The 19,523-nt window shown below is 60.8% G+C and carries 10 protein-coding genes; 1 reads left to right on the top strand and 9 read right to left on the bottom strand.

The window, feature by feature from the left end; genetic code table 11:
* Window positions 1-406: 406 nt before the first annotated feature.
* The 3 genes from EXY20_RS02910 to EXY20_RS02900 all read right to left on the bottom strand — a co-directional run bounded on the left by EXY20_RS02910 (window position 407) and on the right by EXY20_RS02900 (window position 5,235).
* Window positions 407-2,305 (bottom strand): ABC transporter ATP-binding protein, encoded by a 1,899-nt coding sequence (locus EXY20_RS02910; protein WP_135547396.1) that lies wholly within the window; start codon window positions 2,303-2,305, stop codon window positions 407-409.
* On the bottom strand, window positions 2,302-4,029 hold the full coding sequence (locus tag EXY20_RS02905) for an ABC transporter ATP-binding protein (protein ID WP_135547394.1): 1,728 nt from the start codon (window positions 4,027-4,029) through the stop codon (window positions 2,302-2,304). Before EXY20_RS02905 ends, EXY20_RS02910 begins: the two co-directional genes overlap by 4 nt.
* Window positions 4,030-4,299: 270 nt before the next feature.
* Window positions 4,300-5,235, bottom strand: coding sequence for a phytanoyl-CoA dioxygenase family protein (locus tag EXY20_RS02900; RefSeq protein WP_135547393.1), 936 nt, complete (start codon window positions 5,233-5,235; stop codon window positions 4,300-4,302).
* 216 nt (window positions 5,236-5,451) lie between these two features.
* Here EXY20_RS02900 and EXY20_RS02895 point away from each other — a divergent pair, with 216 nt between their 5' ends.
* Complete coding sequence (locus EXY20_RS02895) at window positions 5,452-6,333, top strand: helix-turn-helix transcriptional regulator (protein ID WP_235885316.1); 882 nt, start codon at window positions 5,452-5,454, stop codon at window positions 6,331-6,333.
* 5 nt (window positions 6,334-6,338) lie between these two features.
* On the opposite strand, the gene hrpB is transcribed toward EXY20_RS02895, so the two are convergent.
* The 6 genes from hrpB to EXY20_RS02865 form a co-directional block, all read right to left on the bottom strand.
* Window positions 6,339-8,822, bottom strand: a complete 2,484-nt coding sequence (gene hrpB, locus EXY20_RS02890; RefSeq protein ID WP_135547392.1) for an ATP-dependent helicase HrpB — start codon at window positions 8,820-8,822, stop codon at window positions 6,339-6,341.
* Window positions 8,823-9,563: 741 nt separating this feature from the next.
* Window positions 9,564-13,286, bottom strand: a complete 3,723-nt coding sequence (locus EXY20_RS02885) for a heparinase II/III domain-containing protein (RefSeq protein ID WP_135547390.1) — start codon at window positions 13,284-13,286, stop codon at window positions 9,564-9,566.
* Window positions 13,287-13,362: 76 nt separating this feature from the next.
* Window positions 13,363-14,250: a carbohydrate ABC transporter permease gene (locus EXY20_RS02880; RefSeq protein WP_135547388.1), complete on the bottom strand. Its 888-nt coding sequence runs from the start codon at window positions 14,248-14,250 to the stop codon at window positions 13,363-13,365.
* A gap of 43 nt (window positions 14,251-14,293) precedes the next feature.
* Window positions 14,294-15,253, bottom strand: coding sequence for an ABC transporter permease (locus EXY20_RS02875; protein ID WP_235885315.1), 960 nt, complete (start codon window positions 15,251-15,253; stop codon window positions 14,294-14,296).
* An 84-nt stretch (window positions 15,254-15,337) separates the two neighbouring features.
* A complete protein-coding gene (locus tag EXY20_RS02870) occupies window positions 15,338-16,960 on the bottom strand; it encodes a type 2 periplasmic-binding domain-containing protein (protein WP_167858948.1) in 1,623 nt (540 codons plus the stop codon).
* A gap of 156 nt (window positions 16,961-17,116) precedes the next feature.
* Complete coding sequence (locus EXY20_RS02865; RefSeq protein ID WP_167858947.1) at window positions 17,117-19,441, bottom strand: helix-turn-helix domain-containing protein; 2,325 nt, start codon at window positions 19,439-19,441, stop codon at window positions 17,117-17,119.
* Window positions 19,442-19,523 lie beyond the last annotated feature (82 nt).

Genomic DNA, 19,523 nt, shown 5'->3' with positions numbered 1-19,523 from the left:
TAGTAACATTAAAAATGGCTTATTTGCTTCATTTCGGTCGTCTCATCGAAAATAGCCAGTGGAAACGCTGGTTATTTGGGCCGAACGACCCCAATCAGACCAAATTGATAAGAATAGCCAGTGAAATCATTGGCAATTTCGTGGCCACTACCCATTTTTGACCAAATAGGCCATAAAAAATTGCCTATTTGGCACTCCCCCTTTCTTGTTCCACGTTAATCTGACAACATCCGCCCCCGATTCTCATCGCCGATCGATTGCACGATAAAACTCATTACATTTTAGCATATTTTCCATATTTTAAACTATCTCATTCCAATAAAAACGGACAGTCCCCCAAAAAGGGAACTGTCCGAAGCTTTCAAATGCGACTCATGTCTGTCTGAATTGCCTTCTATGTCGAGGATTACCCCGCACTCGTCAGCGGCTTGCCGCCGCTGAACTGGCTGTTGTACAAGTCGGTGTAGAAGCCGTTCATCGCGATCAGCTCCTGATGGTTGCCTTGTTCGATCACGCGGCCATGGTTCATGACGAGGATCAGGTCGGCGCCTTTGATCGTCGACAGCCGGTGCGCGATAACGAAGCTTGTGCGGCCCTGCATCAGGTTGACCATCGCCTGCTGAATATGCAGCTCGGTCCGCGTATCGACGCTGCTCGTCGCTTCGTCGAGAATCAGGATCGCCGGATCGGCGAGGATCGCCCGCGCGATCGTCAGCAGCTGCTTCTGCCCTTGCGAAATGTTCGACGCCTCTTCGTTCAGCACGGTGTTGTAGCCGTCTGGCAACGTGCGGATGAAATGGTCCGCATACGCCGCCTTGGCCGCCTGAACGATTTCATCCTCGGTAGCGCCGTCGCGGCCGTATGCGATGTTATCGCGGATCGTTCCGTTGAACAGCCACGTATCCTGCAGCACCATGCCGAACAAGCTGCGCAGCTTGCCGCGCTTCATGTCGCGGATATCGACGCCGTCGATCGTAATCCGGCCTTCGCCGATATCGTAGAAACGCATCAGCAGGTTGACGAGCGTCGTTTTCCCGGCGCCGGTCGGGCCGACGATGGCGACGGTCTGGCCCGGCTTCACGTCGATCGACATATGCTCGATAATCGGCGTCTCTTCCTTGTAGCCGAAGCTGATGTTGTGAAAGGCGACGTTGCCTTTCGGCGCGGCGAGGGCAACCGGTGCCGCATGCTCCGGCACTTCTTCCGGTTCGTCAAGCAGCTCGAACACGCGTTCCGACGAAGCGAGCGCCGATTGGATCAGGTTGGCGATCTGCGCCACCTGGGTGATCGGCATCGTAAATTGCTGCGAATACTGGATAAACGCCTGTACGTCGCCGATCGTAATCACATTGCGCGTGACCATAATGCCGCCAACGACGCTGACCAGCACATAACCGATGTTGCCGACGAACATCATCAAGGGCATGATGATGCCGGAAACGAACTGCGCCCGCCAGGCGGAATCGAATAACTTTTCATTAATGCCATGAAATTTCTCCAGCGATTTCTTTTCATGCCCGAACGCTTTGACGATCGTATGGCCGCCGTACATTTCTTCGACGTGACCGTTCAGTTCTCCGAGCGTTTTTTGCTGGGCGCCGAAATATTTTTGCGATTTGCCGGCGATGTTCTTCGTCACGAGAATGCTGAGCGGCAGCGTAACGATCGTAATCAGTGTCAGCCAAGGGCTGATCGTCAGCATCATGACGACAATGCCGATAAGCAGCACCACGGACGAAATGAACTGCGACAGCACCTGCTGCATGCTCGTGCCGATGTTGTCGACGTCGTTGGTGGCGCGGCTCAAAATCTCCCCGTGGGTGCGCGAATCGAAATATCGCAGCGGCAGCCGGTTCAGCTTCTCCTGCACTTCCTTGCGCAGCAAGTACACGACGCGCTGGGCGACGCCGGCGACAATATACTGCTGAATGAACGTAAACAACGCGCCGACCAGATACAAACCGATCAGAATGAGCATAATGCGGCCGATATAGTCAAAATCGATCGATGCGCCGGCAACGCCGTTAATCCGCTCCATCGCCGCCTTGAACAGATGCGTCGTAATATGGCCCATAATTTTCGGGCTGACGATGTTGAACACGGTGCCGATGATTGCGGTAATCAGAATGACGAGCAGCGAACCTTTGAATTGGCGCAAGTAGCCGAGCAGGCGTTTCATAGCGCCTTTGGCGTCCTTGGCTTTCTGCGTCGGCATCATACCCATCGGTCCGCGGCCGAACTGCATCCCCGGAGGCGGTCCGCCTTGCGGCCTGGGCGCACCTTGCTTGTTGCCTGCCTGACTCATGCGCTCTCCTCCTCCGACAGCTGCGACGATACGATTTCGCGGTAAACGCTGCAGCTCTGCATCAATTCTTTATGCGTGCCGATGCCCGCCACCGCGCCTTCGTCGAGCACGACGATCCGGTCGGCGTTCATGATCGTGCTGACGCGCTGGGCGACGACGATCAGCGCCGCGTCGCTCACTTGCTCCTGCAGAGCGGCGCGCAGCTTGGCGTCGGTCTTGTAATCGAGCGCCGAGAAGCTGTCGTCGAACACATAGATCGGCGGCTTGCGAACAAGCGCGCGGGCGATCGACATACGCTGCTTCTGGCCGCCGGACAAGTTAGCCCCGCCCTGGGCGATTATCGAGTCGAAGCCTTCCTTCAGCTCGCCGATAAACTCGCTCGCCTGGGCGACGGCCGCCGCCGCCTCCACTTCCTGGGCAGACGCGTTTTCGTTGCCGAAACGAATATTTTCCATCACCGTTCCCGTGAACAGCACCGCCTTCTGCGGCACGAATCCGATCCGGCTGCGCAAGTTCTCCTGCGTATACCGGCGAACGTCGGTGCCGTCGACAAGGACGCTGCCTTTTTCGACGTCGTAAAACCGCAGCAGCAAGTTGACGATAGTCGACTTGCCTGAACCGGTGCCGCCGATAATCGCGGTCATCTCGCCGGCATTGGCACGGAACGAAATATCGCGCACCGCCGGCTGTTCGGCGCCGGGATACGAAAACGTCACATTCTTGAACTCGACATTGCCTTGCGGCTTGACGCCGGATACGGCATCCGCCGCATCGGCAATGACCGGCTTCATGCCGAGCACTTCATGAATCCGTACCGCCGACGCGGATGCCCGCGGCACCATCATGAACATCATCGATACCATCGTCAGCGAAAATAAAATTTGCGAGGCGTACTGGATAAACGCCATCAAATCGCCGACCTGGATGTTGTTGTCGTCGACGCGAACGCTGCCGAACCACATGATCGCCACGATCGACAAGTTCAGAATAAGCAGCATGACCGGAAACATGACCGACATGATGCGCGTGACCCGAATGGCCGTATCCGTCAAATCGCTGTTCGCGTCGGCGAAGCGAACCCGTTCCCGCTCCGTGCGATTGAAGGCGCGAATGACGCGGATGCCCGTCAAGTTCTCGCGCAGCACGAGATTAAGCTTGTCGAGCTTCGTTTGCATGGCGCGGAACAGCGGCACCCCCTTGGAAGCGATCAGCACGATGGCGCCGACCAGAATCGGAATGACGGCAACAAGCACAAGCGACAGCTTGGCATCCTTGGACACCGCCATGATGATGCCGCCGGCGATCATGAGCGGCGCGCTCAGAAACATGCGCAGCATCATAAACAGCACTTGCTGTACCTGAGTAATGTCGTTCGTCGTGCGCGTGATGAGAGACGCGGTGCCGATGCGGTCGAACTCCTGCAGCGAAAACCGCTCCGCATGCGCGAACACTTCGCCTCGCACGATTCGTCCGAAACCGCTCGCGATGCGCGAGGAGAAGTAACCGGCGAACACGTTGCACAACATGCCGGCCGCGGCGACAAGCAGCATAAGCGCTCCCGTGCGCCAGATGAAAGCGGTATCGCCGGTGACGACACCCGTGTCGACAATGTCGGCCATCAGCGTCGGCAAATACAGCTGCCCGATCGCCTGCGCGAACATCAGCACGACGACGACGGCGACCCACGCCCGGTACGGCTTGGCATAACGAAACAGCTTGAACATCGCGAAGGTCCTCCTTTAGTCAGTATGAAATCGGGATGCAAAAAGGGACATTCCCGGTCCTTTCGACCGCAGAATGTCAAAATCGGCCAATCATGCGCAGATGCGATTATTATGCCAAATCCATGGCTGGTTGTAAAACCGGATTTTTGGCGCCGGTCGCGCGCATGCGCATTAGTATACGCGACTTTTGTGAACGGAATATAAACAGCCGGCCTTCCGTAAAAAAAGCCGAACGCGGTTCGCGTCGGCTGTGAGTGTATTTGCAAAGGGTCAGTTTCCTCTGGACTTGCGCCAGTACTCCATGTGCGGGTAGCGGTGGGTTGGCGGCGTCACCCGTTCGGCGACGGCAAAATGGCCGGTCGGCTGGTACGAGAACGGCATTTCGCCCTGGCCGGCTTCCGCCGCCTTGCGGCGCTCGATGCAGTCGAGCAGCACCTGCTGCTTGAGCGGCAAATACTCGGGCACGTGAGGCCCGAATTCCAGCTCGATTTCCCCCGGGCGGAATTCGTAATAGACGGTGCGGCGCAACGGATTGCCGTCGCCGCTCGGCGAGCCGTGCAGCACTTTGATATCGTGGAAAATGACGTCGCCGGCGTTAAGCGGCACCGGAATGGCGTCCGATGTGTCGAATCCGGCGCGTTGGCAGCGGGCGTCGGCATCTTCTTTGGTCCATTTGTTGCTGCCGGGAATAACCCACAAGCAGCTGCTTAAATCGGCGTCATCCATATAGAAGTCGACATTAAAGATCGGACGCGGATCGTCGCATCCTTCCGGAGGCTCGGAATCGCGATGCCAAGGGACGATAATGCCTTCGTCCGGCATTTTGAGCACCATCGAGTCCCAAGTGGGGATGAAATTGGCTCCCTGGACCTTTTCGACCGACGACAAGATGAACGGATGGCCCAAAAGCACCTTGGCCGGATCGCGCTTCTGAATCACGTATTCGATCCGCTTCAGCACTTGGTTCCCGCTCTTCATGCCGATGCCGTACATGAAGTCCGGATCGTTCTCGACGCCGGCGGCGCCGATGTTCACCAGCTCCATCATCGCCGCCTGCATGTCGGCAAGCTCCTTGCCCCGCAGCACATTGCGAATAACGAGAAATCCGTTGTCGAGAAAAAACTGCTTCTGTTCGTCCGTAATCGACGATTGCCGGGCGGCGTCCGCCTCCAGCATCGTTCCGGGACGGCGATCGTTTGTCAACATGAGTCAAAGCCTCCTTGGTTGTGTGGCAATGCTTCCGAAAAAACATGCCGGCGATCTGGGCTTGTGCCGGAAGCATCGGCTGCGATTTAATGCCATTGTAAGCGATGCCGCCGGCGCTTGTATTTAGCCGAAACGAATGAATCGGTTGCCAAAAGCATGCAACAACGAATAAACTGGGCTTAGCAAGAAACCGGATGAATCGGAAAGGAAATCGCGATGAACTTGCAGCCGCATACGCCGAACGATTTGATGCTCCTGTCGCCGCAGGAGGCGGCGCTTCGCGCCGACGGATTTTTTCACCCGCCGTACATTACGCTGGCCCACTTGTTCAACGCGCCGCAAGGCTGGCACCTCGGCATGCGCAAATTTCGCCAATACCAGCTGCAATACGTCTTGAACGGCGCCGCTTATTATACGATTGAAGGCACGGAGTATTTGACGCGCAAGGGCGACCTGATTTTGCATTCCCCGAACGAGCTTCACGACGTCGTTATGCTGCCGGACATGCCCTATGTGTGCGTTTCGATCGTGTTTCATTTCGGCGCAAGCGCGTTTCCGCTGCAGGAATGGCTGGCAGGCGCCAATTACATGGGCAACTACGAGGGCGAACCTACCGAGTCGATGCTTACCGAAGTCGCCGCCGAGTTTCACCAGCCCGGGCCGCTGCACCGGTTTCGCTGCCAGCAGCTGCTGATGGCCATCCTGTACGAGGTGCTGCGGCGGCACAGCAAGCTGTATTCGCCCGATAACGGCGAAGAATCGCAAGCTAGCCGCATGCGGGCAAATATCGTGCTGGTCAAAAATTACATCCGCGACCATTATGCCGAAACGATCACGTTCAAAGAGCTGGAGCGCGTCTCCGGCTGGAGCAAAAACCATATCACCAGCCGGTTCAAGGCGGCTTACGGCGTAACGCCGATGCAGTACCAAATTCGCGTCCGCATGGACCGCGCGAAGGAACTGGCGATCCAGAGCAGCATGAGCGTCACCGAAATCGCGCTTGCCGTCGGCTATTCGGACGTCCATACGTTCGGCAAAACGTTCAAAAAAAAGACAGGCCTCAGCCTGTCCGAATACTGCGCTTCACTGGTTGTATAACGGCGTCAGGAGCTCGGCCGCGGACGCGAGCGGCTCGTCGGCTCCGCCTGCAGCGGGTCATCCGGCCAGTAATGCTTCGGATACCGCCCTTTCAAATCTTTACGCACCTCGAAGTACGCCTCCCGCCAAAAGCTGGCCAAATCGCGCGTCACCTGCACCGGCCGCTGCGCCGGCGACAGCAGCTGCAGCGTCAGCGGCACCCGTCCGCGGCCGATGCGCGGCGTATCCGCGAGCCCGAACAGCTCCTGCAGCCGCACGGCAAGCTTCGGCGCCGCCGGATCGCCGTAGTCGACGGCGATGCGCGAACCGCTCGGCACCGTCACGTGCGTCGGCGCTTCGGCGTCCAGCTCGCGGCGCTGCGCCCACGTCAGCATCGCGCCGAGCGCGTCGACCAGCGCCAGCCGCTTCAAGTCGTCGCGGCTGCGCATGCCGGCAACATGCGGCGCGAGCCAGTCCGTCAGCGCGGCCGTCAGCGCGGCGTCATCCGCTGCCGGCCAGGACGGATCGGCGGCATGCATCAGCTGCAGCCGCTGCTGCAGCTGGCGCGCCGGCTTCGTCCACGGCAGCATGTCCAGCCCTTCCGCCGCGATGCCGGCGAGCAGCGCGTCCAGCACCCGCTGCGGATCCGGCTGCGCCAGCGGCGTTTCCTTGAGCACGAGCGCGTCCAGCCGCAGCCGCTTGCGCGCTCGCACCGCCTGGGCGGAGCGGTCCCAGGCGACTAGCTCCTCCGCGGCGATCCGCTCGCCATGCTCGCGCTCCAGTTCGTCTTGCTCCAGCGGCGCGGCCAGGTAGATGCGGCTTTCCGCGCCGCTGTCCTCCAGTTCGGCCGCAACCAGATACGGCGCCGCGGCCAGCAGCTGTTGCAGCTCGGCAAAAACGGCGCCGCGGCCGCCGCTCAGCAGGAAGCGGCCGTCGTCGCGGCGCTGCGCGATGCGGTCCGGAAACGCGAAGGCAAGCAAGCTGCCGCAACCATCAGCGGCACTCGCGGCACCCGTCGCCGGCAGCCCGAGCGCCCGGCGCAGCTGCGCCGCTTCGCCCTGGATGCGCCGCAGCGCTGCCGCATCGCCGGAGGCGCGCCCGCGCAGCGCTTCCACGCGCAGCCGCACGTCGGCTTCGCGCGTTTCGCCGCGCAGCGGATCGCGCTCGCCGAGCAGCGCCGCGAGCTCGCAGGCAAGCGCGCCGCGGCCGAGCTCGGCGGCGCGCAGCAGCATGTGCGCGAGCCGGGGATGCGCGCCGAGCTGCGCCATGCGCCGGCCGTGCGGCGTCAGCGCGCCGGCTTCGTCGAGCGCGCCGAGCTGGCGCAGCAGCCCGCGCGCCTGCGCGTAAGCGGCGGCGGGCGGCGCGTCGAGCCAGGCAAGCTCGGCGGGGTCGCCGGCGCCCCAGGCCGCCAGCTCCAGCGCCAGCGGCGCCAGATCGGCTTCGGCGATTTCCGGCGTGCCGCGCGGCGCGAGGGCGCGCTCTTCCTGCGCCGTCCACAGCCGGTAGCAGACGCCCGGGCCGAGCCGGCCGGCGCGGCCGCGGCGTTGGTCGGCCGACGCAAGCGACACCGGCACCGTTTCGAGCCGAGACATGCCGGTGCGCGGCGAGAAGCGCGGGATGCGCATCAGCCCGCTGTCGACGACGACGCGCACGCCTTCGACAGTCAGGCTCGTTTCGGCGATCGACGTCGCCAGCACTACTTTGCGCTGACCGGTCGGCGCCTTGGCAAGCGCCCGTTCCTGCGCTTCCTGCGGCAAGTCGCCGTAGAACGGCAGCACCGACACGTGCGGCGGCAGCGCCATCGCCGCCAGCTGCGTTTGCACGCGGCGAATTTCACCCGCGCCCGGGAGGAAGGCGAGCACGTCGCCTTCCTCCTCGGCCAGCGCGGAAGCGATTGCCGCCGCGACGGCGGGTTCGATGCGGCCGGCGGCACGCGGCCGCGGCAGGTGCCTCGTCTCCACCGGGTAGGCGCGGCCTTCGCTTCTGACGATCGGCGCGCCGCCAAGCAGCGCCGCAACGGGTTCGGCGTCGAGCGTCGCCGACATGACGACGAGGCGCAGGTCGTCGCGCAGCAGCGCTTGCGCCTGCAGGCAAAGCGCCAGCCCGAGGTCGGCGTGCAGGCTGCGCTCGTGAAATTCGTCGAACAGCACGACGCCGACGCCTTCGAGCGCCTGGTCCGACTGCAGCATGCGCGTCAGTACGCCTTCGGTCACGACTTCGATCCGCGTGTGCGGCCCGACCTTCGTGTCGCCGCGTACGCGGTAGCCGATCGTGCCGCCTACGGCTTCGCCGCGCGCTTCCGCCATGAACCGCGCCGCCGACCGCGCGGCCACGCGCCGCGGCTCCAGCATGACGATGCGCCGCCCGGCGAGCCACGGCTCGTCCAGCAGCGCCGGCGGTACGCGCGTCGTTTTGCCCGCGCCGGGCGGCGCGACCAGCACGGCGTTCGGGCCGGCGGACAGCGCAACGCGCAGCTCGGGCAGCGCGGTATCGATCGGCAAGGATGTCATTGTTTTCTTCCCTTTCCTTGTATCCGTATCCGTTTCCGTCTCCGTGTTCATACGGACGGTAGCGCTAAACGAGGGCAAATGCCCGTTTCGATTGCTCTGAGCCCACACTTGCTCCGCCAGTAACAGGCTTCGTCATCTTGGGCCGACAAATCGCACCTCGTCATCGAAAATAGCCCATAAAAAATGGCTTATTCGCCCCATTTCGCTCGCCTCGCCGAGAATAGTCAGTGAAAAGACTGGCTATTTCGTCCAAGCAGCCCCCAAATGGCGGTTTTCGAAGAAATAGCCAGCGATTTCATTGGCTATTTTGTTGTTGCCCGCCAAATTTGCGCAAATAACCAATAAAAAATGGCTTATTTTGAACCTTGGCCTCGATCGAGCCATGGATTCGCGGGATAGTGGACTCGCGGGTTCGCGAATTCTCGGATTCGCGGTCCGTGGATCCGCTGTTGACGAGCCAGTGTGTTCTCGGGTCCGCAAGGCCCGTGGGTTCACGAGTAGACGGGTTCATTTGTTCTCGAGTCCGCAGGGTCCGTGTATTCGCTGTTGACGAGCTAGTGTGTTCTCGGGTCCGCAAGGCCCGAGGGTTCACGAGTAAACGGGTTCATGTACTCTCGGGTCCGCAGGGTCCGTGGGGTTTACGAGTAGACGGGTTCATTTGTTCTCGGGTCCGCGGGTTCGCGGGTTGTCATGTCGATATTGATGATCCCAATCGGCTCGACTTCATCGTAACACGGAGGTTCAGCGGCCGGCAAATCCCGCTTCGCTGCGCCACTCGTCGACGAGCGCGATGTCGAACGTATGGTCGCCGGTCCAGCGAGTGCCGGGATGGAATTTCAGCTCGGATGCCTCGTCATCGCCCAATTCAAAACCCGGATCGTGTTCGGCGAACGCCAGGCAAGTTTGCCCGGCGGCGATAGCGACCGATCCGACGCGATAGCCGCTAGTCGTTCCGTCGGGATGAGTCAGCACCGCATAGCGGCCAGCGATTCGCTCGGCGAGAAGCGGCGCGATCGGCTCGCGAGCGACGATACCGTCGAACCGGTCGCCGTTGCAGCGGCGTTTGACCGCCGCAACGGTCCCGCTCACGAAACCGTGCCCGGCAAGCTCGCTCGCGCCGCAACGCAGCATAGTGCCGCCGACCAGCCCCATGTACCGCACTTCTCCCGCCACCCGGCGGACAAATCCCCACCGCCCCCGCATCGTCACGCCGCCGGCGACGATTGCCGCCTGCTCGCAGCCGCTCGGCACGCTCACCAGCAAATCGTCCGTGTCGCCGCTAACGACACGAACGACAATCGCGCCATCCGGCGCCGACTCCGGCCGCACCCGTTCCACGCGTTCGATGCGCGAGCCGGCATTCCGGTCCGCCAGCGGTTCAAGCAGCGATACGAACGCGCTGCGCAGCCCACCCTCCGAACGCTCGCGCCGCAGCACAAGCTTCGGCATCTCGTAACGCACCGCTTCGTCGTTCGTATCGCGCGATTTGCCATACAGGCGCGTGGAACGAAGCGACGGCGCGAAACCGACGAACAGCTCGCTTTCCCCCTGCTCCAGAAGCGCGGTCATCCGCAGCCTCCCCGCATGGCCGTTTCCTTCGCCTTCTCCTTTGCCGCAGGCTTCACCATCGCTGTCACCGCCTCCCTCCTCCGCCGCCATAAGCATCATTTCCAGCTTGTTGCCGTGCAGATCGGCACGCCGTACATGGCGCATAAACGCATACGCCGGATAAAACCCCTCGGCTTCGCCGGGATCGCGAAAGTCGGCGGCTTCGTGAACCGCAACGCCGGGCGGCAGCAAATAGTCGCCATACGGCGCAAGCGATACGCCTTCCGCTGTCCAATACCCGTTATGGTTGGCGTCCCCTTGCAGCGTATACTCATGGCGGAATCCGCCGCATATGCGGAACAAGTCCAGCGCATAGCCGCCGCCACGCGCGTCGTCAAACGCGATCTGCCACAGCTCGCGGCCGTATTCGCTCGTCTGCGGATAAGCTTCCCGCTGCTCCGCGCACTGCAACCGAACCGGCCCCGCTTCGGCGATGCCGCGAATTCGCCCGCCGTGGACGGAAGCGGCATCGATCGTCATGTCCGCCCCGTCCACCACGACCGTATTGTGACCGAACGTGGACAGCGTGTAGTAACGCGCCTTCGTATACGTGTAGCCAAGATCGGGCAGCAGTTCCCGGCCATCGGCGAACAAGGCGAGATGCAGCGGGTCGAAATGGTTGTGATGGCCATACTTCGGCTCGAAGCCAAGATAAAGCTGAAACATCCGCTCGCCTTCGCCAACCGCCAGCCGGGCGATACGAGCCGCCGGCAGCAGCAGCGTTCCGGCGGCGGAACATGGCGCATCATCCGTGCGATCCGACGCCCACGTATCCTGCACCGGCAGCATGCGCCCGTCCGGGTACGCCAGTGCGGCACGGTTCGCCGCCGCCTTGCCCGCAACCTGCGATTCGGCCAACAAGTCGAGCCCGTCGAACCGTTCCCCCGTTCGCGGCGACATGTAACCGGGCGGATCGCTCCAGCCCCGCAGTGCCTCCATTGCCTCCAGCAGCCCCTCCGTCGATTGCACATGGTACGAGGGCGCGACTTCGTTCCAGTACCCGTCGGAAAGAAACTGGCCGGCCAAGTACTTGCGGATCCATTCCACCGTCAAATGGATCAAGTCCGGCTCCTGCAGCGCCCGCCCCGCAGCGGCCAATCCGAGCCATTGCGTATAGTTCATGTTGCCGAGCAGCAGAGGGAACGACAGCGCATACCGGACCGATGGCACGACGACCGACTCGCGGAACCTCGACTCGACGTCTTCCCCGCTCTCCCGGCTCAACCGCCGCAATGCTTCGGTGCCGCGGACCGCGGCGAAGGCGCGCAGCAGCGGCAGCATGCCGAACAGCTCGGCGCACGACCAGCGGTACCAAACGCCGCCCCAGTAGTTGAACGGCGGACCGCTTGCCGGGCTGTGCGGGCTTTGGTGCCAGACATAGTCGGTGCTCGGGACGTACCGCTCGTACACCTCCGCGAACCGGCGCAGCAGCACGGCCGCGCCGTACGGATCGTGCGCCGCAAGCAGCTCGGTTCGGCGCAAGACGTACTCTTTTTGCCAATACCACAGGTGGGCCGAAAAAAAATACCGTCTCCCCCGTTCGTCTTCATAATACGGATAAACGACAGGCTCGCCGCCCCGCCCGGCCACGACGACCGACTTCGTTTCCGGGAACTGATCGTTCGGAAACGAAGCGCCGGTTTTCAGCGACACGATGCGGCGCCGGTCGTCCGACAGCCGGTACAGCCGATCCGGATGCAAATCGGGGTGCTCCGGCGATCCGAGGAACAGAAATCCGGCCCGGTCCGGCAGGAGAGCCAACAGCTCGCGCACTTCTTCCGAGACGGCAGGCTGTTCCCGATCGTGCTCGAACAATTCCTCTTCTGCCACTGCCGCTCCCATCGCCGGCTGCAACACGCCGCCACTTAGTGCCGCAAACGCCGCTTCCCCGGCGCGAATCAGCCCCATTCGGTCGAACGTCCATTTTGCGACAAACGTCTCCCGCCCGCTCCGAACAAGCTGCAGCTCATACAGGCCTTCAAGCAGCGGCTCCGGGTGGCGGAAGACGATCGTTCGCGCGCCTTCCGCCGCAAGCGACACGGGCTCGAGACTCGTTGTGCGCCCCGCCGGGTCTTTCCAGATCAACTCCAGCCGCGCGGCATCCGGCCAAACACCGTCAATTTCCACCGCCTTTTCCGTAAAACCGAGATACGTCATCTCCGCCTCCGGCTGCCAGCGCCTTCCGCACGGCAGGCGCCCGAAGTACACACTGCCAAGCCTGCCTTCGTCAACCGCGTTCGCTTTGACCGCAATCGTGCCGCCTGCATCCCAGAAGCTGGTCGTACGAATCGGCACCCATGACGCCATCGGCTTCGTATGCAGCCGGCGCACCAGCATCGCGTTGACCCGCCATTCGTCTCCTTCCCGCGGCTCCCGTCCGAACGCGTTCAGCGGAATCGCCGCTTCGAACGTTGTCCCCGCCCCGGGCGTACGCTTGAGCCGAACCGTTGCCGGTAACGTTTCCCGCTGCGGGTTCGCTTTCGCCACTTCGCGGCCAACATTCCAATCCGCCGTCATCGACCGGCCCGTTTCCGCAAGCGGAATCGTCACCACGCCGTGCCGCTCGCCTGCCGCCTGCGGACTGACGACGATGTCGACGAACGCCGTCGCTTCCGCCTCTTCCCGCTCCAGCGCCATGCCGACATACACATGCTCCGCGTCGTAAGCCGCGCGAAAATCAGCTCCACTCGCCGCCTCCAGCGTGTACACATATCGCAGCCCGCCCAAACGTGCAGCGTCCTCCCAAAGCGGATCGCCCATCGTTCCGTCCAGAACGGGCGCGTGCGGCCATTTCGGCAGTACGCTCCAGCAATCGCCGAACAGCTCCACGCTTGCCCGGCTTTTCTTCTTTTCCATATGCCGCCCTCCTCGCCTGTCGCCGAAAAAACGCCGGCAAGATGCCGGCGTTCCTTTTTTTGCCGCCGATCGCGCCTTACCCTTTGACCGCGCCGATCAGCATGCCTTTGATGAAATATTTTTGCAGGAACGGATACACGATTACGATCGGCATAATCGCCACCGTCACTGTCGCCATCTTGATCGTTTCCGGAGGCAGCGGCGGCAAATCGCTCGTGTTGACCATCAGCTCCTGGCTGACGTTCGGCGTCTGGATCATATTGCGCAGCACCACCTGCAGCGGCTCCAGATGTTTGTCCGTCAAATACATGATGCCTTTGAAATATTCGTTCCAGTGCCCAACGCCGTAGAACAGGCCCAGCGTGGCGACGATCGGCATCGACAGCGGCAGCACGATCGTCAGCAGCGTGCGCACGTCGCCGCAGCCGTCCACCTTGGCCGCTTCCTCCACTTCCTCCGGCAGTTGCTCGAAATACGTCTTCATAATCAGCAAATTGAACGTCGACACGAGTCCGGGAATCATCATCGCCCAGATCGAGTTGTACAGCCCGAGGCCGCGCACGACAAGATACGTCGGAATGATGCCGCCGCTGAACAGCATCGTAAACACGACCGCCATCAGGAAGAAGCTTCGGCCTTCCAGCGTTTTTTTGGACAGCGGGTAGGCAAGCAGCATCGTAACGATCAAGTTAAGCAAGGTGCCGCCTACGGCGATGATCGTCGTAATTTTGATCGCGTCCGGAATGCGCGGGCTGCCGAAAATTTCCCGGTACGCATCGAACGTCAGCCTGCTCGGCCAAATGACGAAGCCGCCGTTCTTCAGCACTTCCGAATAGGGCGTAATCGACACGACGAACACGTAATAAAGCGGAAACAACGTCGATAACGCGAACAACGTCAGCAGCGTATACAGTATGGCGTCTACCGCCCGATCCGCCGCCGATTTATGAAGACCTCCTGTCATGCTTGTGTCACTTCCTTTCCGTCCGGCATCGGGCAGCCGGTTGTTACCAGATGCCCGATCCGCCGACTTTTTTGGCCAGCTTGTTCGCCGACACGACGAGCACGAGCCCGATTACCGACTTGAAGAAGCCGGTGGCGGCGGCGATGCTGAAATCGAGGTTCTCAAGCCCGCGCCGGAACACCCAGGTATCGATAATGTCGCCCACTCCGTACACCCGTGCGTTGAGGAAAATGTATACTTGATCGAAACCCGCGTCGAGAATACTGCCGAGCCGCAAGATGAGCAGCAGCACGAACACTTCGCGGATGCCCGGCAGCGTGACGTGCCACAGTTTGCGCCATCGGCCGGCGCCGTCGATCGCCGCGGCTTCGTAAAGCTCCTGGTTGATGCCGGCCAGCGCCGCCAAATAAATAATCGCGCCGAAGCCGGTGTTTTTCCACAAATCGCTGACGATCAGCAGCGGCCGAAACAAATGCGCATTCGTCAGGAAATCGGGCGTGCCCCAGCCCATGTCGCGGAAAAAGTTGGTGATCAAACCCGAACCGGGCGCCAGAAACGAAAAGACAAGGCCATAAACGATGATCCACGATAAAAAGTGCGGGCCGTAGGTGATCGTCTGGATCGTTTTTTTGAACCAGGCGACTTTGATTTCGTTCAGCACAAGCGCCAGCGCCACGTCCGGCAGCATGTTGAACAGCAGGCGGTACAGGCTGATGACAATCGTATTTTTCAGAATGATCGTAAAGTCAGGCGAATGAAACAGCACGTTAAAATTGTCGAAGCCGATCCACGGGCTGCCCCAAATGCCCTTGTTCAGGTTATAGTCCTTGAATGCGATCAGGATGCCGCCCATCGGCACATAATGGAAAATCGCGTAATACACCAGACCCGGCAGCATCATCACATAGAGCCAGCGCTTGCGCAGGATCGACTTGATCCGCCGCCTGGCGTCGGAAGTTGCCGATTTGCTGCCGGCGGCCCGGTCCATCGTCGTACTCGTCACAGCTCGTCGCCTCCTTGGCAGCAGCGGGAAACGGAGGAGCGCCGCCGGGCCGGCAGGCGCTCCCCACTTCCGTTCATCGCTCGTTTACTTGATGATGCCGGCCTTTTTCAAATCCTCGTTGTATTTCGCGAACAAATCGGACGCCTTGTACTTCGTCAGCAGTTCCTCGCGGTAAGCCGGCCAGTTTTTGCCCGACTTGTCCTCGAAGATCGCTTTCGAGAACAGCTCGTTCTGGCGCTTGCGGAAGCCGGCAAGATCGAACCCTTGCGGCGGCGTAAGCGATGTGCCGATGTAGTTGTTCGCCGGCTGCTCGTCCAGAAACTTGATGATCGTACGGTCGCGGTCGGTTTCCTTCGGATCGATGACGGACAGGCCGAACACTTGCGGCTGCACCGTTTCCTGCGTGAAGAACGACCAGATTTTGAGAAAATTGCCTTGTTTGACGACATCGTTGTTGAAATTGTCCGCATTAATTGTGATCGTTTTGCCGTCGCGGGTATAATCCTTGCCTTCCTGGCCGAAGTGCGTCAGCATATAGCCTTCTTCGCCGGCCAGCCAGTCCAAAATTTCGACGGTGCGGCGCACCTTCTCCGGATCCTTCTCGGCCACGGACTTGGCGATCAGGAACGGATAGCTCGGTCCCAGCTTGTTGCTGAGCGGCGTGTCGCCAACCATCGTAAACGGCTGCCACTCGGCTTTCGGATTGATTTGTTTGGTGCGGAATTGCAGCCCTTGGGCATTGCTGTCGAGCGCAAAATCTTTGGTCGTGCCCATCACGACGCCCACTTTGCCTTGAATCGCCTTCTCGATATGCTGCGGCGACTTGTTCAGGTACCAGTCGGGATCGACAAGCTTGTCGGCGGTCAGTTTGGCCACCTGGTCGAGCACCGTCTCCATCTTCGGCGACATCGTGCCGTCGACGATCGAATTGTTTTCGATGAACGTAGGGAACAGCAGCTTCTGGTTGGCCCATTCCGGCCACTCGTACCCCAGGTTGGCGCCGGCGCCCGCTGTGGAAAACCCGTAGGTGTCAGCTTTGCCGTTGCCGTCCGGATCTTTTTCCGTAAACGCTTTGAGTACGTTGTAATATTCGTCGTAAGTGGTCGGAATTTTCATGCCCAGCGTGTCGAGCCAGTCTTTGCGGATGTAATAGATGCGGTATGTGCGCTTCATATAAGGAATCGGCGCGCGGAAGAACCCGTTCTGGATCTGATACCGCTTCACTTCGTCATCAGTCGTCCAGTTCTTGAAATAGTTCGGCATCGTCGCCGGGCTGACGAAGTTGGTCAAATCGGCGAGCAGCCCGTCGAGCGCGTACTTGTTGCCGCCGTCGCCGTTCTGGTCGACCCACATGTCGGGCGGCGTCGATGCGAGCAGAGCGTTGATTTTCGTGATGTAGTCGGTGCCTGTCGCCATGTAGGTCAGCTTCAGGTCGACGTTGAACTTCTGCTGAATCGCCTGCAGGACAAAATCTTTGCTCGCATCCGGCAGCGACGTGTTCGCCGAAGCCGGGACGAACCAATTGAGTGTAATCTTTTCTTTGGCCTTCGGCGTTGCGGACGCCGGTGCCGATGCTGCCGGGCTGCCCGATCCTGCCGACGGCGAGCTGCTCGCCGAAGGTTCTTTTTTGCCGCCGTTGCCGCAAGCGGAAAGCATCATGGATGCGGCTACCGTCAGGACAACGCCTTTCTTCCAATGTTGCGCCATCATTGTGGACCCCTTTCGTTTCGTCACTGTGCCGCGCTTGTTTATCGGCAGCCTCATCATGGCACGGCCGTCGTTACCGTTCAATTGTCACTTGATCGCACGCCCGGAACGTAAAGATAAGTCTCGCCACATAAAGATAACACCCGCAAAACCGCGTCAAGGCTCGGTTTTGCGGGTGCTCGCGGCGGAGCGGTTATCTTCTTGCTCCGGCTCGACGCCGTCCATGGCGCGATACGCGCCCGGGGTGTCGCCGGTCGATTGCTTGAAGATGCGGGTGAAGTTCGTCACCGACGTATATCGCAGCCGTTCGGCAATCGTTTTGATCGGCATCTCGGTATAGCGCAGCCATTCCTTCGCCTTGTCCATACGCAACCGAATCAAATAGTCGCCGAAATTGTCGCCGGTTTCTTCCTTGAACCATTTGCTTAGCGTCGGACGCGGAATTTGCAGCCGTTCGGCGATCAGCTGCAGCGACAGATCGGTTTCCAATTCGTCCTGTACGGCGGCGACGGCCGCCTGCACGCTCGCCTTCTTCTTCGACGTTTGCGCCAGCTCCAGCCGCTTCTGCAGCGAGCCGATCACCGTGTCGTCGATCCACGCCAGCAGCTGCGACGTATTACGAACGCCGTACAGCGGCTTCAGCACTTCGGTGCCGAGCATGTCGCCGAGGTCGACGCCGATTTCCTGCAGCGATGCGTCAATGTCGCCGATCAAATAGGCGAAAAGGCCGATAATCGCCTCGAAGCTGTGCATCGACGCGGAAGCTTCGCGCGTCAGCTGGTGCAGGTGGTCGGCCGCATCCCCGAAGCGGCCTTGAGCAATCGCGGCGACGATCGTCCGCTCCAGCTGGATAAGCCGCTTGAACGACGCCGTCGATGCCGCCGCGGCGACGCCCGGCTCGATCAGCGTGTTCGGGCCGAGCGCCAGCCGCAGCATGAGCCGCGACTGCGCCTCTTCGAAGGAAAGATGGACGCGCTCGAAGCCTTCCCGCGCCTCCGCAATCGCCACGGAGACGGTAAACGGGAAGTAGCGGCTGATCTGCGCGCCGATCTGGCGCGCGAACTGGCTGACTTGATCGTCGACTTTCTTGCTGCGTTCGCCTGCGGCGACGAGAAACACGATTTGCCCTTGCTTCGGCGATACGCCCAACACCGGGAAGTCGGCTTCGCCGATCTCTTCGATCATTTTGCGCAGCGCGTACATGATGAGCGAACGATCCGATTCGTTATAGGAGGTGCGCAAATCGAGCCATTGATCGATTTCGGCCACACCGACATAAAACCATTTGGCGCCAAGCGGTCCAAGACGCGTCTCCTGCTCGAGCATCACCGCTTCGCTTGCCAGCAGCTCGCCGCGCAGCAAGTTCAGCAGCGCATGCTCCTTCACGATCGGCATCTGCTCGTTCAAGCGCAGCATCAGATGCTCGTTCGTCTGTTTCAGCTCGCGCATCGCATGATCGAGCGTATGAATGACGTCGCCGCTCGGCTGGCCGCCTCCCGGCTCGCGGCCGGCGATGCCGGCGACCAGCCGCTGCAGCGGCACGAACAGCCGGTTCGAGCCGACGATGGCAGCCGCTCCCCAGATCAGTGCAATCGCACCGGCAATCATCCAGGAAATGTAGCGGATCCGGTTCGCTTCCGCGGCGATGTCGCTGGCGGAAGTAGCCGCCACGTACTGCCAGCCGTTCGCCGTCGAACGCACCGACGTGATCAGGTATTTCTTGCCGCCGACCGCCAGTTCGGCCGGCAACGGACCGCTTTTGCCCAGCTCGCCCTGGATGGCTGCCGTCGTGTCCGGCGTTTCGTCGCCCGTATTGGCGCTGACGACGAGCCGGCCCGTATCGTCGAAGACGAGCAGGCTCTGCGACAGCTGCGAGCCGGACTGCTCCATCAGCTCGACGAACCGGTTCGTCTTCAGCGACACGACGAGCAGCCCTTGCGGCGTTGTTGCGTTAAGCGGCACCGGGCGGACGATCAGCAGATCGGCTTGTTTCATGTATGTGCCGGGCGGAATTTTGTACGACGTATTGACGCCGGACCAGACGAGTTTGGCGATTTCGGTGAACGGGTAATCGATCTGGCGCATGATGCCGGTTTGCTGAGAATACACGGAATCGAACTTGTTCAGGATGACGGTGACGTCGATCGGCAGATCGGTGCTGTTGACCGTATTTTTCATTTCGTCCAGGAACGGCAGCGAAATGTCGAGCGTATTCATCGAAATGCCGCTTTCCACCGCACGCTGCACGAGCGCATTCGACGCCAGCGCCAGCGACGTTTGGTCCATGCGGGCAACGTAGGTGTCGAACTGGGTCTGCATATGCTTCAAATCGCTGTATTGGCGGGAATCGACTTCCTGCTGCAGCGAGCTGGCGAACAAATAGGAGGAAATAAGGCCGAGAACCAGCACCGGGACGATGCCGAGCACGAGCGAAAACGCCATCAATTTCTGACGGTAGGACAGCGATGCCACAGCTTTCATCCGGTTCGTTCCCCCGTAATAGGTAAGTGTCGGTGCAAGTGTTTCTATCTTACCTCTTCCGGCGGGAGGCGGACAAGCGGGA

This window comes from Paenibacillus cymbidii (genome assembly GCF_004764705.1).
In the GTDB taxonomy this organism is placed as follows: Bacteria; Bacillota; Bacilli; order Paenibacillales; family NBRC-103111; genus Paenibacillus_AN; species Paenibacillus_AN cymbidii.
The sequence above is the reverse complement of the archived record's forward strand: the minus strand, read 5'-3'. Positions and strand labels throughout refer to the sequence as shown.

Bases quoted from the DNA above. Each gene is read 5' to 3' on its own strand.
- EXY20_RS02910 (WP_135547396.1), bottom strand. From the start codon at position 2,305: ATGAGTCAGGCAGGCAACAAGCAAGGTGCGCCCAGGCCGCAAGGCGGA.
- EXY20_RS02905 (WP_135547394.1), bottom strand. From the start codon at position 4,029: ATGTTCAAGCTGTTTCGTTATGCCAAGCCGTACCGGGCGTGGGTCGCC.
- EXY20_RS02900 (WP_135547393.1), bottom strand. From the start codon at position 5,235: ATGTTGACAAACGATCGCCGTCCCGGAACGATGCTGGAGGCGGACGCC.
- EXY20_RS02895 (WP_235885316.1), top strand. From the start codon at position 5,452: ATGAACTTGCAGCCGCATACGCCGAACGATTTGATGCTCCTGTCGCCG.
- hrpB (WP_135547392.1), bottom strand. From the start codon at position 8,822: ATGACATCCTTGCCGATCGATACCGCGCTGCCCGAGCTGCGCGTTGCG.
- EXY20_RS02885 (WP_135547390.1), bottom strand. From the start codon at position 13,286: ATGGAAAAGAAGAAAAGCCGGGCAAGCGTGGAGCTGTTCGGCGATTGC.
- EXY20_RS02880 (WP_135547388.1), bottom strand. From the start codon at position 14,250: ATGACAGGAGGTCTTCATAAATCGGCGGCGGATCGGGCGGTAGACGCC.
- EXY20_RS02870 (WP_167858948.1), bottom strand. From the start codon at position 16,960: ATGGCGCAACATTGGAAGAAAGGCGTTGTCCTGACGGTAGCCGCATCC.
- EXY20_RS02865 (WP_167858947.1), bottom strand. From the start codon at position 19,441: ATGAAAGCTGTGGCATCGCTGTCCTACCGTCAGAAATTGATGGCGTTT.